The organism is Mesorhizobium sp. M0217, from assembly GCF_040321955.1.
Lineage (GTDB): Bacteria > Pseudomonadota > Alphaproteobacteria > Rhizobiales > Rhizobiaceae > Mesorhizobium.
In genome coordinates, this window is the sequence record NZ_JAMYSN010000005.1 from 154096 (window position 1) to 169983 (window position 15888).

The 15888-nt window shown below is 63.4% G+C and carries 14 protein-coding genes; 8 read left to right on the forward strand and 6 right to left on the reverse strand.

The annotated features are described in order from the left end of the window. The first annotated feature begins 56 nt into the window (after positions 1 to 56). Positions 57 to 1514 (forward strand): NCS1 family nucleobase:cation symporter-1, encoded by a 1458-nt coding sequence (locus tag NKJ18_RS11680; RefSeq protein WP_023688556.1) that lies wholly within the window; start codon positions 57 to 59, stop codon positions 1512 to 1514. 110 nt (positions 1515 to 1624) lie between these two features. Here the strand turns inward: NKJ18_RS11680 and NKJ18_RS11685 are convergent, their stop codons facing one another. From NKJ18_RS11685 to tpiA, 5 genes are all read right to left on the reverse strand, one after another. Further along, positions 1625 to 2161 (reverse strand): DUF1697 domain-containing protein, encoded by a 537-nt coding sequence (locus NKJ18_RS11685; protein ID WP_352758262.1) that lies wholly within the window; start codon positions 2159 to 2161, stop codon positions 1625 to 1627. A gap of 24 nt (positions 2162 to 2185) precedes the next feature. Further along, positions 2186 to 3823 (reverse strand): CTP synthase, encoded by a 1638-nt coding sequence (gene pyrG / locus NKJ18_RS11690; RefSeq protein WP_081725397.1) that lies wholly within the window; start codon positions 3821 to 3823, stop codon positions 2186 to 2188. A 154-nt stretch (positions 3824 to 3977) separates the two neighbouring features. Then, positions 3978 to 5096, reverse strand: a complete 1119-nt coding sequence (locus NKJ18_RS11695) for a L,D-transpeptidase (protein WP_352758263.1) — start codon at positions 5094 to 5096, stop codon at positions 3978 to 3980. A gap of 201 nt (positions 5097 to 5297) precedes the next feature. Beyond that, positions 5298 to 5798 (reverse strand): preprotein translocase subunit SecG, encoded by a 501-nt coding sequence (gene secG / locus NKJ18_RS11700; RefSeq protein ID WP_023688558.1) that lies wholly within the window; start codon positions 5796 to 5798, stop codon positions 5298 to 5300. A gap of 181 nt (positions 5799 to 5979) precedes the next feature. After that, positions 5980 to 6750: a triose-phosphate isomerase gene (tpiA, locus tag NKJ18_RS11705; RefSeq protein ID WP_023671052.1), complete on the reverse strand. Its 771-nt coding sequence runs from the start codon at positions 6748 to 6750 to the stop codon at positions 5980 to 5982. Positions 6751 to 6897: 147 nt separating this feature from the next. Between tpiA and NKJ18_RS11710 the strand changes: the two genes are divergently transcribed. From NKJ18_RS11710 to NKJ18_RS11730, 5 genes are read left to right on the forward strand one after another with little or no spacing between them, the layout of a single operon-like run. Further along, positions 6898 to 8793 carry a peptidylprolyl isomerase gene (locus tag NKJ18_RS11710; RefSeq protein WP_352758264.1) on the forward strand — a complete coding sequence of 632 codons (1896 nt, stop codon included), beginning with the start codon at positions 6898 to 6900 and terminating at the stop codon, positions 8791 to 8793. A gap of 31 nt (positions 8794 to 8824) precedes the next feature. Further along, positions 8825 to 9835 carry an anthranilate phosphoribosyltransferase gene (trpD, locus tag NKJ18_RS11715; RefSeq protein ID WP_023712346.1) on the forward strand — a complete coding sequence of 337 codons (1011 nt, stop codon included), beginning with the start codon at positions 8825 to 8827 and terminating at the stop codon, positions 9833 to 9835. A 3-nt stretch (positions 9836 to 9838) separates the two neighbouring features. Beyond that, the gene (trpC, locus tag NKJ18_RS11720) at positions 9839 to 10651 is read left to right on the forward strand and encodes an indole-3-glycerol phosphate synthase TrpC (protein WP_352758265.1); all 813 of its coding nucleotides are present in this window, start codon (positions 9839 to 9841) and stop codon (positions 10649 to 10651) included. A gap of 2 nt (positions 10652 to 10653) precedes the next feature. Next, a complete protein-coding gene (gene moaC / locus NKJ18_RS11725) occupies positions 10654 to 11136 on the forward strand; it encodes a cyclic pyranopterin monophosphate synthase MoaC (RefSeq protein ID WP_352758266.1) in 483 nt (160 codons plus the stop codon). Next, the gene (locus tag NKJ18_RS11730; protein WP_352758267.1) at positions 11137 to 12342 is read left to right on the forward strand and encodes a molybdopterin molybdotransferase MoeA; all 1206 of its coding nucleotides are present in this window, start codon (positions 11137 to 11139) and stop codon (positions 12340 to 12342) included. A gap of 46 nt (positions 12343 to 12388) precedes the next feature. On the opposite strand, the gene NKJ18_RS11735 is transcribed toward NKJ18_RS11730, so the two are convergent. Then, complete coding sequence (locus NKJ18_RS11735; protein ID WP_352758268.1) at positions 12389 to 13219, reverse strand: hormone-sensitive lipase; 831 nt, start codon at positions 13217 to 13219, stop codon at positions 12389 to 12391. 166 nt (positions 13220 to 13385) lie between these two features. On the opposite strand from NKJ18_RS11735, the gene NKJ18_RS11740 reads away from it, so the two are divergent. Together NKJ18_RS11740 and kynA are read left to right on the forward strand one after the other, a co-directional pair. Beyond that, on the forward strand, positions 13386 to 15011 hold the full coding sequence (locus tag NKJ18_RS11740) for an AMP-binding protein (protein WP_023822204.1): 1626 nt from the start codon (positions 13386 to 13388) through the stop codon (positions 15009 to 15011). Continuing rightward, positions 15008 to 15844 carry a tryptophan 2,3-dioxygenase gene (gene kynA, locus NKJ18_RS11745; RefSeq protein WP_352758269.1) on the forward strand — a complete coding sequence of 279 codons (837 nt, stop codon included), beginning with the start codon at positions 15008 to 15010 and terminating at the stop codon, positions 15842 to 15844. Before NKJ18_RS11740 ends, kynA begins: the two co-directional genes overlap by 4 nt. Positions 15845 to 15888: the final 44 nt, after the last annotated feature.

Here is a 15888-nt window from a genome sequence, read left to right on the forward strand (position 1 = left end):
TAACCTGCGCAGTCGACGCGTGAGGGCGCGTGCGGCATCAAGGGGAGGACATCGCAGTGACCATACAAGGCGCATCACCTGATCTATACAATGAGGATCTGGCTCCGGCCAAAGTCCGAAACTGGGGGCCGTTCTCGATCTTCAACGTCTGGACGTCGGACGTCCACAGCCTCTGGGGCTATTATCTCGCCGCAAGCCTGTTCCTGTTTTGCGGCGGCTTCGTCAATTTCATCATCGCCATCGGCATCGGTTCGCTGATCATCTACGCGCTGATGAACATGGTCGGCTATGCCGGCGTGAAGACCGGCGTGCCCTATCCCGTGCTGGCGCGCGCGTCCTTCGGCATCTGGGGCGCCAACATTCCGGCCCTGGTGCGCGCCATCGTCGCCTGCTTCTGGTACGGCGCGCAGACGGCAGCGGCATCGGGCGCGATCGTGGCGTTGCTGATCCGCTCGCAATGGTTCGCCGATTTCAACGCCAACACGCATTTCCTCGGCCATACGGGTCTGGAAGTGATCTGTTTTGTGGTCATCTGGGCACTGCAATTGCTGATCATCCAGAACGGCATGGAAACGGTGCGCCGCTTCCAGGATTGGGCCGGACCGGCGGTGTGGGTGATGATGTTGATCCTGGCGATCTATCTCTGTGTAAAATCCGGGAGATTTGCCTTCACCAGCGACATCCCGATGGATGTGCTGCTCGACAAGACAAAGGATGCCGGCGTACCCGGAACCCCTGGCTCCTGGACGTCGCTGTTTGCGGTGGCGGCGATCTGGGTCACCTATTTCTCAGCGCTCTATCTCAATTTCTGCGATTTCGCCCGCTATGCCCCAGACAAGGCATCGCTGCGCAAGGGCAACATCTGGGGCCTGCCGATCAATCTCATCCTGTTCTCGCTGGTCGCCGGCGTGACCACCATCGCTGCCTTCGACGTCTATGGCGAAGTGCTTCTGCATCCCGACCAGATCTCGGCGAAATTCGACAGCTGGTTCCTGGCAGCGCTTGCAGCCCTGACTTTTGCCGTGGCAACGCTCGGCATCAATGTGGTGGCAAACTTCGTCTCGCCGGCCTTCGACTTCTCCAACGTCTTTCCCCGGCAGATCGACTTCAAGAAGGGCGGCTATATCGCGGCCGTGATCGCGCTGGTGCTTTATCCCTTCGCGCCGTGGGAAGGCAGTGCCGCGTCTTTCGTCAACGTCATCGGCGCGACGATGGGGCCGATCTTCGGGGTGATGATGGTCGACTACTATCTGATCCGGAAGGGCGAGGTCGACGTCGAGGCACTGTACCGCGAAGATGGCGAGTTCCGCTTCCAGGGCGGCTGGCACGTCAACGCCTTCATAGCCGCCGGCATCGGCGCCATCTTCTCCTCGGTCCTGCCGAACTTCACCAACTTGCTGCCGGCATGGTGGGGCGTTTATGGCTGGTTCTTCGGCGTCGGCATTGCAGGGGTCATCTACTACGTCCTTCGCACCGCCGCCCTTGGCGCAGGGGCCAGGACGGCCAAGGCGTGAAATGAGGGATAGGGAGTAGTCAGTAGTCAGTAGTCAGTAGTCAGTGGGAATAGTATAATCCCTACTCCCTACTCCCTACTCCCTACTCCCTACTCCCTACTCCCTACTCCCTACTCCACCATCTCAGCCAACCTCCGCACCGTGTTCCAGTTGCGTGCGGTGCCGATGCCCATGCGCTTGTGGTTCATGGCAGCGAGCAGCCGCGAGCTTGGCCGCTCGCGCGAAAAGACGACCCAGATGTCGCCGTCGACCGAAGCCACCCTCTCGTCCTCGGCGGCATAGGCCTGGAGCGCGGCCACACCATCCGCTGGCGCTAGCTTGCGCATCACCCGCACAGCCACCTGATTGCCTGCCTCGGCAGAGTCGGCCGGGAATGGGTTGCCGGCGGCAAGTTTCAGCCAATCCTCGGCAGTGCGCACGATGATGACGACATTGCGGCCGAAGGTTTTTTCGAAGGCCGTTTCCAGCCGCTGTTCCAGCTTGGCGATGCCAGTCGCCCGTGTCTCGAAGACCAGATTACCGGTCGCCACCAGGGTGCGCGGGTTCTTAAGCCCAAGCTGTTCAGCCATCGCCTTGAGGTCGGCCATAACGACCCGGCGGCCTTCGCCCAGGATGATGCTGTAGAGCAGCGCAACATAGGTCTGCATCAGATGCGGAACCTCACCGTGGCCCTAGACCAGTCGCGACTGGTCCACCGCGGCCGAGATGAAGCTGGCGAACAGGGGATGCGGCTCGAGCGGCCGGCTCTTCAGCTCCGGGTGATACTGGACGCCGATAAACCAGGGATGGTCGGGATATTCGACGGTTTCCGGCAGCACACCGTCGGGCGACATGCCGGCAAACACCAAGCCGCAATCCTCAAGCCGCTCCTTGTAGTCGATGTTGACCTCGTAGCGGTGGCGATGGCGCTCGGAAATCTGGGTGTCGCCATAGATGTCGGCGATCTTCGAACCCTTGGCGAGTTCAGCCTGATAGGCGCCGAGCCGCATGGTGCCGCCGAGATCGCCGGTTTCGCGGCGCTTCTCCAGCATGTTGCCTTTCAGCCATTCGGTCATCAGGCCGACGACCGGCTCGTCGGTCGGACCGAATTCGGTCGACGAGGCGTGTTCGACGCCCGCCAGCGAGCGCGCCGCCTCGATGCAGGCCATCTGCATGCCGAAGCAGATTCCGAAATACGGCACCTTGCGCTCGCGGGCGAATTTCGCCGCCAGGATCTTGCCTTCCGAGCCGCGCTCGCCGAAGCCGCCGGGCACCAGGATGCCGTGCACCTTTTCCAGCCACGGCGTGGGGTCTTCCTTCTCGAAAATCTCGCTCTCGATCCAGTCGAGCTTGACCTTGACGCGGTTGGCCATGCCGCCATGCGACAAAGCCTCGATCAGCGATTTGTAGGCATCCTTGAGGCCGGTGTATTTGCCGACAATGGCAATCGTCACCTCGCCTTCCGGATTGTGGATGCGGTTGGACACGGCCTGCCAGGGCTCCATGCGCGGCTTCGGCGCCGGATCGATACCGAAGGCGGCCAGCACTTCCGAATCGAGCCCTTCCTTGTGGTAAGCCATCGGCACGTCATAGATGTGGGGCACGTCGAGCGCCTGGATGACGGCACTTTCGCGCACATTGCAGAACAGCGACAGTTTTCTGCGCTCTTCCTTGGGGATGGCGCGGTCGGCGCGGACCAGCAGGATATCGGGCGCGATGCCGATGCCGCGCAGTTCCTTGACCGAATGCTGGGTCGGCTTGGTCTTCAGCTCGCCGGCCGTCGGGATGTAAGGCATCAAGGTCAGGTGGACATAGACGGCGTTGTTGCGCGGCAGATCGTTGCCGAGCTGGCGGATAGCCTCGAGAAACGGCATCGCCTCGATATCGCCAACCGTGCCGCCGATCTCGCACAGCACGAAATCATAGTCGTCATTGCCGTCGAGGACGAAATTCTTGATCTCGTCGGTGACGTGCGGAATGACCTGCACGGTGGCGCCGAGATAGTCACCGCGCCGTTCGCGCTCGATGATGTTCTTGTAGATGCGGCCGGTGGTGATGTTGTCCTGCTGGTTGGCCGAGCGGCCGGTGAAGCGCTCGTAATGGCCAAGATCGAGATCGGTCTCGGCGCCGTCATCGGTGACGAAAACCTCGCCATGCTGGTAAGGCGACATCGTTCCGGGATCGACATTGAGATAGGGATCGAGCTTTTTGATGCGTGCGCGATAGCCTCGCGCCTGCAAGAGAGCCCCAAGGGCCGCTGCAGCGATGCCTTTTCCAAGTGAGGAAACCACGCCGCCTGTGATGAATACATATCGCGCCATGGGAGTCATCGCTTAACGCGGCCGAATTGATTCCGCCAGAGAAAAAACCGCCGCTGAGGCTTTTTCCAGAGAAGGCGCGATAGTCCCGAGGTTCGAGACCGGTGTTTTGGTCAAAACAAAAGGGCCGGCAAAAGCCGGCCCTTTCGCCAGGTTTGTGAAAGCGTCAGATGATGACGACCTTGGTGCCGACCCTGACGCGGCTATAGAGGTCCATGACGTGCTCGTTGATCATGCGGAAGCAGCCATTGGAGGCGCTGGTTCCGATCGACTGCGGCGCGATGGTGCCGTGGATGCGCAGATGCGTGTCCTTCTTGCCGTCGTAGAGATAGATGGCGCGGGCGCCGAGCGGGTTCTGGCCGCCGCCGGGCATGCCGTCCTTGTACTGGCCATAATGCTTGGGTTCGCGCTTCTGCATGTCGAGCGTCGGGATCCAGCGCGGCCATTCCTGCTTGTCGCCAACGGCAACCTTGCCCTTGAACTGCAGGCCTTCGCGGCCGACCGCGATCGCATAGCGGCGGGCGGTGAAAGCCGATTCGACGAGGTAGAGGCGGCGCGCGCTGGTATCGATGACGATCGTACCCGGCTCATAGCCGCTGAATTCGACGTCCTGCGGCACGAATTCCGGCTTCACCTTGAACTGCTTCTTGGCTTGCCGCTTGGCGAGAGCCTGGTCGAGCGCGCGCGTTTCGGGGAGATAGGCAATCGACGAGGCAGAGGACGTGCCGCCGAACAGGCCGGCGAACAGTCCGCCACTCGTCGGCTTCTGGCCCGGGGCCTCGCTGCGCAATTCGCCATTGTTGCCGGTCAGCGCGATATTCATCGCTTCGGCCGGAAGCGGTTCGGCCGATTCGATCGGCTCGACCGGCGCGATCGGGTCAACCGGAGCGATGATCTTGGTGATCTTCTTGCCTGGCTTGGCGTCAGCGATCACCACCGGCTTGCCCTTGCTGGCCAGGAACGCCTGGCGCTGGGCGTCGGCCCTGGCTTTCGCCGCATCGCGCATCGCCACCTTGCGGGCCTCGAGCACCTTGACGCGGGCGAGATCCCTGTCGGCGGCGATCTTGTCTTCGAGCTTGCTGATCTGAGCCAGATCGTCCGGGCTCGGGTTTTTCTTCTTCTTGAGAAGCTTCAGCTGCGTCGCATCGCTCTTGGCGGCGACGTTGATGACAGCGGTTTTGCCAACCGCCTGCGGTGAGGTCATTGCCGGAGTGCCGGCGAAGGCCGCGGAGCTCATGCCGAATACGGCACAAAACCCCATGAAAATGAAGCTGCGAAGCTGCATGGCGAAGATCCGATCGTTCAATGCTTGTTGCCCACGGCGTCGCCCGGCGCCCCCCAAGGGCGCAGAAAGTGCCGCCGGCAATCTATAATCGAAGTGGCGTACGGGCCTCAAGCACGGGGTGCGGTCGAATCTTCGTGATCGTGTGCCATTTGCCGCGACTGTGTTGAAACAACAACAGATCGCGGCATCTGACCGTACCGACTACTGGTTCGGAACCTGCGGCGTGACCGGCAAGGTAACGCCATTGGTAGCCGGCGGCGCAGCCGAATCGGTTGCAGGTGGCGTCGCCGGAGATGGAGCCGTCGCCGGGGCTGTGGTGGCGGGAGCCGTCGCGGGCGGCGTCGTAGCGGCGCCGTTGGCCGCGGGCGCGGCCGGTGCGGTGTTGCCCGAAGGCGGCGTCGGCGCCGTCGTGCCGGGCAACTGATTGAGCACGCCGTTGCCGCTGTCGGCCGGCACGCGGTCGAGAATGTCGATCGGTTTTTCGCCATAGCGGGCAACGATCGAGAGTGTCAGCGACGTCACGAAGAAGGCCGCGGCCAGGATCGCTGTCGCCCGCGTCAGCGCATTGGCGGCGCCACGCGCGGTCATGAAACCGGAACCGCCGCCAATGCCGAGACCACCGCCTTCGGAGCGTTGCAGCAGCACGACGCCGACAAGGGCGAGCACGACCATGAGGTGGATGACGATCAGTACGGTTTCCATATTTTATCCTGGCAAGCCCTGCCGCTCCCTGGCGATCAGGGCCGGTGATTTGGAGGCGGCTCCATACAATGCTTTAACGGCATTTCCAAGCCCGTGGCCGGAATATGGGAAGCAATGCGCCCTTTGCAACGATTTCCGCCGAACTGCTGCGTTCATAAGTCGATGACCGAAATTCCGGGGCCTACGCGATATTCTGGTATGCCTCGGCGATGGCGAGAAAGTCGGACGCCTTCAAGCTGGCGCCGCCAACCAGCGCGCCATCGACGTTTTTGACGCCCAGCAGTTCGACAGCGTTGGACGCCTTGACCGAGCCGCCATAGAGGATGCGCATCTTGCCGGCCACGGCTGCGCCGAGCGCTTCCGCCAGTTTTTGGCGGATATGTGCGTGCGCCTCCGCCACGTCTTCGGCGGTCGGCGTCAGGCCGGTGCCGATAGCCCATACCGGCTCGTAGGCGATAACGGTGTTGGCGGGCGTTGCGCTCGGTGGCACCGAGCCGGCGACCTGCCGCGATAATACGTCGAGTGCTGTGCCCGCTTCGCGCTCGGCCTTGGTCTCGCCGATGCAGATGATGGCGACGAGCCCTGCCCGCCACGCCGCCGAGGCCTTGGCGAGGACGATGGCATCGTCCTCGCTGCGCTGTTCGCGGCACTCGGAATGGCCGACAATGACGTGGCTGGCGCCCGCATCCTTCAGCATCTCGGCTGAGACACAGCCGGTGAAGGCGCCGCTTTCCTTGATGTGGCAGTCCTCGCCACCGGCCCGCACCGGCGTGCGCGACAGGATTTCGACGGCGCGCGACAGCAAGGTCGCCGGCACGCAGACCAATGCTTCGGTCTCTGCGTCGAGCCCGCTCATGAAGCCGTTGCCGATCATCCTGAGCTCGTTCAGCGAAGCGCTGGTGCCGTTCATTTTCCAGTTGCCGGCAACGAGCGGTCGAATTCCTGGCGTCATGGGGATCTGGTTCTCCGGGCGACATTGGGGTCTCGCCCTCCCTATCAAAATCAGGCCACAAAGCAATCGACAGTGAGCCGGAAGGGCGCTATTGCGCTTGTTTCAGACTCGGGCGCACGCAAAACTGCGCAAAAATCGGAAGTAACAATGCTTGGTATATTGAGAAGCGCGGCAGGGACCTGGGTCGCGAAAGCCCTGCTGTCGCTGCTGGTGTTGAGTTTCCTTGCCTGGGGCGTCACCACGCGGATGACGGGCGGCTTCCTGGCCGGCCATCATGCGGTGATCACCGCCGGCAGCACCACCGTGTCGATCACCGAGTACCGCCTCGCCTATGATCGCCAGATCGCCATGCTGCAGCAGCAGATCGGCCAGCGCATCAGCCGCGACCAGGCCAAGGCCTATGGCATCGACAACCAGGTGCTGGCTCAGTTGGTGTCCGGCGCCGTCCTTGACGAACAGGCGCGCAAGCTCGGGCTTGGCTTCTCCAAGGACAGGCTGGCCGAACTGACGCGGCAGGAACCCGCCTTCCAGGGCCCGAATGGCCAGTTCGACCGCCGGCTGTTCGAATCCCGCCTGCGCGAACTGGGAATGCGGCCGGAGGATTATCTGAAGAACCGGGCTCAGGTGGCGGTGCGCCAGCAGATCGTCGAAGCGGTTTCGGACGGCCTCAAGGCTCCGGACACCTTCTTCAAGGCAGTTGCGCTCTATCGGGGCGAAGACCGCACCATCGACTATCTGATCTTGCCAAAGGCGTTGGTGGAGCCCATCGAGGCGCCATCCGACAGCGTGCTTCAGGCTTATTTCGAGGCCAACAAGAAAACCTACGCGGCGCCAGAATACCGCAAATTCTCCTATGTCCGGCTCGAGCCCGAAGACATCATGGATGTCAGCGCCGTAACGGACCAGCAGGTCAGCGACGACTACAACAAGAACAAGGGCCGCTACACCACGCCGGAAATGCGCACCATCGAACAGCTGGTGTTTCCTTCCGCGGACGCCGCCAAGGCGGCATCCGATTCGCTGAAGACGGGCGCCACTTTCGACAAGATCGTCACCGCGCAGGGCAAGACCCCGGCCGACACGCTGCTCGGCACGCTCTCCAAGGATAAGATCACCGACAAGGCGGTCGCCGATGCCGCATTCGCGCTTGCCGTCAACGAAGTCAGCCCGGTCGTCCAGGGCGCGTTCGGTCCGGTGCTTTTGCGCGTTACCGAGATCAAACCGGAAACGGTGAAGCCGCTGGCGGAAGTCTCAGACCAGATCCGCAAGGATCTGGCGCTTGGCGAAGCAAGCCGCATCCTGCTCGACGTGCACGACAATTACGAAGACACCCGCGCCGCCGGCAGCACGCTGGCCGAAGCCGCCGCCAAACTCAAGCTCAAGGACGTTACCGTCGAGGCCATAGACCGCACCGGCCTCAAGCCGGACGGCACCATCATCAAGGACCTGCCGGCATCGCCGGACCTCATCAAGGCGGTGTTCGAGGCCGAGCCCAACACCGAGAATCAAGCCCTGACCACGCCTAACAACGGCTTCGTGTTCTATGAACTGACATCGATCACGCCGGCTCGCGACCGCACGCTGGACGAAGTCCGCCAGCGCGTGGTGGCGGACTGGACGACAGAGGAAACGACCAAGCGGCTGACCGCGAAAGCAGACGAACTCGACAAGCGCCTCAAGGCTGGCACCACACTCGACGTCATCGCCGGCGAACTGAAGCTTGAAAAGCAGACCAAGCGCGGCGTCAAGCGCGAGGCCGACGATGTCGATTTCGGCAAGGAGGGTGCTGCTGCGATGTTCGGCGTCGGCGAAGGCGGCACCGGGCTGATCCCCTCGCCCACCGGCGACGGCCAGATCCTGTTCAAGGTCGCCGAAGTGTTCGAGCCGGCCGGATCCGACGCCAGCTCGGTACCCGACGATGCGCAAAAATCCTTCACGCAAGGCCTGTCCGACGATCTGCTCGACCAGCTGGTGGCGCAGTTGCAGACGCAGTTCGCCGTCAGCGTCGACCAGGCCGCCGTTGCCCAAGCCCTCGCCCAATGAATGGCCTTAGCCCAATGAACGTCTTGGCCCAATGAGCGCCTTGAAGACCCATATCGCCAAGGTCGCCACGGGAACCGGGCTTACCTTCGAGGAAGCGCGCGAAGCTTTCGACATCATCATGTCTGGCGACGCGACGCCGGGCCAGATCGGCGGCTTCCTGATGGCGTTGCGCGTGCGCGGGGAGACCGTGAGCGAGATTTCCGGCGCCGTCGCCACCATGCGTGCCAAGATGCTGCGCGTCGAAGCTCCTGAGGGCGCCATCGACATTGTCGGCACGGGCGGCGACAATTCGCATTCAGTCAACATCTCGACCGCTTCGGCCTTCGTCATTGCCGGCTGCGGCGTGCCGGTCGCCAAGCACGGCAATCGCGGCCTGTCGTCGCTGACGGGCGCTGCCGATGTGCTGGTCGCGCTCGGCGTCAAGATCGATATCCCGCCAGAGGTGATCGGCCGCTGCATCCAGGAGGCCGGCGTCGGCTTCATGTTCGCGCCGGCGCACCACCCGGCGATGAAGCATGTCGGCCCGACCCGCGTCGAGCTCGGCACGCGCACCATCTTCAACCTGCTCGGACCGCTGTCCAATCCGGCCGGCGTCAGCAGGCAGATGGTCGGCGTGTTCCTGCCGGAATGGATCGTGCCGGTGGCCGAGACATTGAAGGCGTTGGGCACCGAGCATGCCTGGGTGGTCCATGGGGATGGCTATGACGAAATCACCACCACCGGCGAAACGCAGGTGGCGGAATTGGCCGGCGGCGAGATCCGCCATTTCACGCTCACCCCGGAAGCCGTCGGCCTGCAGCGCCACACCAAGGACGAGTTGCGCGGCGGCGACGCCGCCTACAATGCCACGGCGTTGCGCGACATGCTGAGAGGTGCTGCCGGGGCCTATCGCGATACGGTGCTTATGAACGCCGGCGCCGGCATGGTGGTGGCCGGCAAGGCGACGACGCTTGCCGACGGCATGGCCGCGGCCACACAGGCCATCGACAGCGGCCGGGCGCTGGGCGTGCTCGACAGGCTGGTCGAGATTTCGAACGGATGAGCCGTGGCTGACATTCTGCGCAAGATCGAGGCCTACAAGCGCGACGAGATCGCGGCGGCGAAGGCGCGGATACCGTTGGCCGAGATCAAGGCGCGAGCCAAGGATGCCGACGCACCGCGTGGCTTTCTGAGGGCGCTTGAGGCGAAGCGCAGATCGGGCAGCTTCGGCCTGATCGCCGAGATCAAAAAGGCAAGTCCATCCAAAGGCTTGATCCGTGCCGATTTCGACCCGCCCGCACTGGCGCAGGCCTATGAGAAAGGCGGTGCCGCCTGTCTTTCGGTGCTGACCGATGCGCCATCCTTCCAGGGCGCGCCGGAATTTCTCATCAATGCACGCAAGGCAGTATCCCTGCCCGCGCTGCGCAAGGATTTCCTGTTCGACCCTTATCAAGTCTACGAGGCTCGCGCATGGGGCGCCGATGCCATCCTGATCATCATGGCCAGCGTCGATGATGCCTTGGCGAGCGAATTGGAAGCGACCGCGTTCGAACTCGGCATGGACGCGCTGATCGAGGTGCATGACGAGGCCGAGACGCAGCGCGCGGTAAAACTCTCGTCGCAGCTGATCGGCATCAACAACCGCAATCTCAGAACATTCGAGACCAGCCTCGAGACCTCGGAACGGCTGGCATCGATGGTGCCGGGCGGCCGATTGCTGGTCAGCGAGAGCGGAATTTTCACCCACGACGATTGCTTCAGGATGCAAAAGACCGGCATCAGCACCTTCCTCGTCGGCGAGAGCCTGATGCGGCAAGAGGATGTGGCTGCGGCAACGCGGCTGCTTTTGACAGGCAAGGCGAAGGCAGAGGCCATCTGAGGATGGCAGCCGCCCTCACCCATCTCGGCGCCAAGGGCGAGGCCAACATGGTCGATGTCGGCGACAAGGCGGAGACGACGCGCACGGCGGTCGCCGAGGGCTTTGTCTCGATGCGGGCCGAAACGCTGAAAATGATCCTCGACGGCAACGCCAAGAAGGGCGATGTGCTGGGCACCGCGCGCATTGCCGGCATCATGGCTGCCAAGAAAACGCATGAGCTGATTCCGCTCTGCCATCCGCTGCTTTTGACCAAGGTGTCGGTCGACATCGAGCCGGACACCACGCTGCCCGGCCTCAGGGTCACCGCGCTTGCCCGCGTCACCGGCAAGACCGGGGTCGAGATGGAGGCGCTGACCGCGGCGTCGGTGGCGTGCCTGACCATTTACGACATGGCCAAGGCGGTCGACCGCGCCATGGTGATTTCCGGCATCAGGCTGGTGGAAAAGACCGGCGGCAAGTCCGGCGACTACAAGGCGGGTTCGTAAATGGCGCTGGTTCCGGTCGCCGAGGCGCTTCAACGCCTACTCGACGGCGCTGTGGCGTTGCCCGGTGAAAGGGTTGCGCTGGCGGATGCGGCCGGCCGGGTGCTGGCGGAGCCGGTCGTGGCGCTGCGTACCCAGCCGCCTTTCAATGCATCTGCCATGGACGGCTATGCCGCACGGGCGCAGGATGTGGCGTCGGCCCCGGCGCGGCTTTCGGTGATCGGCACGGCGCCTGCAGGGCGCGGCTTTGACGGCGCTGTCGGCAAGGCGGAAGCCGTGCGCATCTTCACCGGCGCGCCGCTGCCGGAAGGCGCAGACACCATCGTCATCCAGGAAAATGTCCGCGATCTCGGCGGTGGCCGGATCGAGGTCACCGAGCCGACGGCGAAGAACCGCAATATCCGCCGCCTTGGACTGGATTTTGCGCAAGGCGACGTGCTGCTGGAAAAAGGCCGCGTGCTCGATCCGGCTGCATTGTCCCTGGCGGCATCGGCCAATCATCCCCGGTTGAACGTGGTGCAACGGCCGCTGGTCGCCATCATCGCCACCGGCGACGAATTGCTGCCACCGGGCAGCGAACCTGGCCCCGACCAGATCATCTCGTCCAACGCCTATGGCGTCGCTGCTGTGGCGCAGTCGGTCGGCGCTCGCGCGCTCGATCTCGGTATAGCGGCCGATCGCAAGGAAGCGATCGCGGCGCTGGTGAAAAAGGCGGTCGATGCGAAAGCCGACGTCATCGTCACGCTCGGCGGCGCCTCGGTCGGCGACCATGATCTCGTCCATGACGTGCTGACCGGCGAAGGCATGAAGCTCGACTTCTGGAAGCTCGCCATGCGCCCGGGCAAGCCGCTGATGTTCGGGCGGCTGGGCGATATCAGGTGCATCGGCCTGCCCGGCAATCCGGTGGCGAGCCTGGTCTGCTCGCAATTGTTCCTGAAGCCGCTGTTGGCGCAGCTCGGCGGCCGTCCCCACCGGCAGGACATCCGCCAGGCTCAGCTTGGCGCCGCGATGCCGGCCAATGATCTAAGGCAAGACTATGTGCGCGCCGTGGTCCGGGAAGAAGCCGGCGCATTGGTGGCGACGCCGTTCGGCATCCAGGATTCCTCGATGCTGAGAATGCTGGCCGACGCCACCGGCCTGATCGTGCGCGAGCCCTTCGCTCCGGCGGCAGAAGCAGGCGCCGCTTGCAGCGTTCTGATGTTGCGCTGAAGGTCGCGGATCCAAGCCGTTAATTCCAAGAGATAAAGACTGGTTGTTACTCCGCCAGCAATGTCCGCGTCAGCGGATGTGTCGGATCGGCAAGCCCGTCGACGATGCTGAAATGATGCCGGTCCGGCTCGACCACTGTGCTGGTCGTGGCGCCGAGGCCGATCCAGATGTTGGCAAGCAGCGCATTCTGGCGCAGGAACTCCGCCCGCTCGCCGCCGCCGGCCCAGCAGGTGATGCGCGCGCCCTGCATGGGGCGCAGCAGCGCCGGGCTTTCGGCCAGTGCTTCCGCTTCATCGATGGCCAGTGTCCCATTCATCCCGGTGCGCATGATTGGCCGCAGGTCATGGACGCCGGAGATCGAGACGACATTGCGCACGCGGCCCGCCACATCGGCGGCCAGGGGTGTCGTTGTCGTCACCATCCTGGAGGCGAGATGGCCGCCGGCGGAATGCCCGGTCAGCATCACCGGCCCGCCGACCATCGTCGCCGCCTTGCCGACCGCCGCCGCGATTTCCCTGACGATGCCGGAAATGCGTATGTCGGGACAAAGCGTGTAAGTCGGCATTGCCACGGCAAAGCCATTGGCAACCGCGCCGTTGGCCAGATGCGACCATGGCTTGTTGTCGAACGCCTTCCAGTAACCGCCATGGATGAAGACGACGAGCCCTTTGGGCATGGCATTGGGAAGGAACAGATCGAGCCTGTTGCGCGGGCTGTCGCCATAGGTGATGTCGAGCTTGGCCCGACCGGACGCCGACATTGTGTCGCGAAAAGCCTGTGCCGGTGTGTCCCATGCGGCCGGCCAGCGATTGCTGCCGGCAATGTTGTCGCCGTTGGCGTAGGCATTGTCCCAATCGGCAACACGATGTTCGAGCATCTGCATCCCTCCCGGATGGCTTCAGTTCAGTCAACAGGAATGGCCGCCGAACAGGGCGGCGTCAATGCTGCGATCTAAAAACATTTTAGGCTTGAAACAAATTTCGACTGGTGCGATCCTGCGCCTTGTTCAGCCATGGGCGCGAGGCAGACAGGGGCAGCCGAAAATGCTTGGGCCATCAGCGCATATCGACACATTCACGCGCGACAACCTGCCGCCGCCGGAGCAATGGCCGGAGTTTTTGCTCGACGGCTTCGACTATCCCGACCACATAAATGCCGGCGTCGAATTGACCGACAGGCTGGTCGAAAAAGGGTTCGGCGACCACACCGCGCTGATCGGCAATGGCCGCCGCCGCACCTACAAGGAACTGTCCGACTGGACCAACAGGCTCGCCCATGCCCTGGTCGAGAATTATGGCGTCAAGCCGGGCAACCGGGTGCTGATCCGCTCGGCCAACAACCCGGCCATGGTGGCCTGCTGGCTGGCCGCCACCAAGGTTGGCGCGGTGGTCGTCAACACCATGCCGATGCTGCGCGCCGGCGAACTCGCCAAGATCGTCGACAAGGCGGAAATCACGGTTGCGCTTTGCGATACAAGGCTGATGGACGAGATGACCGCCTGCGCCAAGGGCAGTGCGTATCTCAAGCAAGTCATTGGCTTCGACGGCACGGCCAACCATGACGCGGAACTCGACCGCGCCGCCCTCGACAAGCCGGTCACCTTCACTGCCGTCAACACCGGCCGCGACGATGTCGCCCTGCTCGGCTTCACCTCCGGCACCACCGGCGTGCCGAAGGCGACGATGCATTTCCACCGCGACCTGCTGATCGTCGCCGACGCCTATGCCCGCGAAATCCTGGAGGTGACGCCCGACGACATCTTCGTCGGCTCCCCGCCCCTTGCCTTTACCTTCGGTCTTGGCGGGCTCGCCATCTTCCCGCTGCGTTTCGGCGCCGCGGCGACGTTGCTGGAACAGGCGACGCCACCCAACATGATCCACATCATCGAGACCTACAAAGCGACCATTTCCTTCACCGCTCCAACCGCCTATCGGGCCATGCTCAAGGCCATGGATCAAGGCGCTGACCTGTCCTCGCTGCGCGTCGCGGTTTCGGCGGGCGAGACGCTGCCGGCGCCTGTCTTCGAGGAATGGACTGAGAAGACCGGCAAGCCGATCCTCGATGGGATCGGCGCCACCGAGATGCTGCATATCTTCATCTCCAACCGCTTCGACGACATGAAGCCGGCCTCCACCGGCAAACCAGTCGGCGGCTATCTGGCACGCATCGTCGATGACGAGATGCGGGAGTTGCCGCGCGGCTCTGCTGGCCGGCTGGCGGTGCGCGGCCCGACCGGCTGCCGCTACATGGCCGATGCCAGGCAAAAGGACTATGTCCGCGACGGCTGGAATCTCACCGGCGATACGTTCACGCAGGACGAGGATGGCTTCTTCCACTTCGCCGCGCGTTCCGACGACATGATCGTCAGCGCCGGCTACAACATCGCCGGCCCCGAGGTCGAAGCGGCGCTGCTCTCGCATCCCGACGTCGCCGAATGCGCGGTGACCGGCGCCGAGGACGGTGAACGCGGCCAGATCGTCGAGGCGCATATCGTGCTTGTGCAAGGTGTTTCGCCGGACGCATTGACCGTCAAACGCCTGCAGGACCACGTCAAGGCAACGATCGCGCCCTACAAATATCCGCGTTCGGTGAAGTTCATCGACGCCTTGCCCAAAACCCAGACCGGCAAGATCCAGCGCTTCCGGTTGCGCGCGGAGAAGAGCAATTGATTAAGCCGAACGATCCGGCGTCCGATGGCGCGCAGATGTCGTTCAAGGAGCGGATGTCCTACAGCGACTATCTGCAGCTGGACAAGGTGCTCGATGCGCAGGCGCCGCTGTCTTCGGCCCATGACGAGATGCTGTTCATCATCCAGCATCAGACATCCGAATTGTGGATGAAACTGGCCCTCCACGAGATCGGCGCCGCGATCCGCTCGATCCGCGCCGACCGCCTCGAACCGAGTTTCAAGATGCTGTCGCGTGTCGCGCGCATCTTCGAGCAGCTCAACAATGCCTGGGACGTGCTGCGCACGATGACGCCCAGCGAATACACCGAGTTTCGCGACGCGCTCGGCCAATCCTCGGGCTTCCAGTCCTGGCAGTACCGCGCCATCGAGTTCATGGCCGGCAACCGCAACCTAGCCATGCTCGGGCCGCACAAGCACCGGCGCGATCTTACGGACAGGCTGGAAGCGATCCTGGCCACGCCGTCGCTGTACGACGAGGCGCTTCTGCTTTTGGCGCGCAATGGCTTCGACATCGGCGCCGATGCCGGGCGCACGGACTGGCGCGAGACGCGCGGTGAGAACGAAGACGTGCTGGCTGCTTGGCAAACCGTCTACCGCGACCCGCAGCGCTACTGGATGCTCTACGAACTGGCCGAGAAGCTGGTCGACTTCGAGGATTACTTCCGCCGCTGGCGCTTCAACCACGTCACAACGGTCGAGCGCATCATCGGCTTGAAGCGCGGCACCGGCGGCACCTCAGGCGCCTCCTATCTGAAGAAGATGCTGGAGGTCGTGCTGTTTCCGGAGCTCTGGACGGTCCGCACCCGGCTCTAGAGCATTTCACGTTTAACGGAAACGGCGAAATGCTCTAGCTCTTT

Coding starts and splice junctions, on each gene's coding strand:
- NKJ18_RS11695 (WP_352758263.1), bottom strand. CDS start 5,096: ATGCAGCTTCGCAGCTTCATTTTCATGGGGTTTTGTGCCGTATTCGGC.
- moaC (WP_352758266.1), top strand. CDS start 10,654: ATGGCAGCCGCCCTCACCCATCTCGGCGCCAAGGGCGAGGCCAACATG.
- pyrG (WP_081725397.1), bottom strand. CDS start 3,823: ATGACTCCCATGGCGCGATATGTATTCATCACAGGCGGCGTGGTTTCC.
- NKJ18_RS11740 (WP_023822204.1), top strand. CDS start 13,386: ATGCTTGGGCCATCAGCGCATATCGACACATTCACGCGCGACAACCTG.
- secG (WP_023688558.1), bottom strand. CDS start 5,798: ATGGAAACCGTACTGATCGTCATCCACCTCATGGTCGTGCTCGCCCTT.
- NKJ18_RS11730 (WP_352758267.1), top strand. CDS start 11,137: ATGGCGCTGGTTCCGGTCGCCGAGGCGCTTCAACGCCTACTCGACGGC.
- tpiA (WP_023671052.1), bottom strand. CDS start 6,750: ATGACGCCAGGAATTCGACCGCTCGTTGCCGGCAACTGGAAAATGAAC.
- trpD (WP_023712346.1), top strand. CDS start 8,825: ATGAGCGCCTTGAAGACCCATATCGCCAAGGTCGCCACGGGAACCGGG.
- NKJ18_RS11685 (WP_352758262.1), bottom strand. CDS start 2,161: ATGCAGACCTATGTTGCGCTGCTCTACAGCATCATCCTGGGCGAAGGC.
- NKJ18_RS11710 (WP_352758264.1), top strand. CDS start 6,898: ATGCTTGGTATATTGAGAAGCGCGGCAGGGACCTGGGTCGCGAAAGCC.
- NKJ18_RS11735 (WP_352758268.1), bottom strand. CDS start 13,219: ATGCTCGAACATCGTGTTGCCGATTGGGACAATGCCTACGCCAACGGC.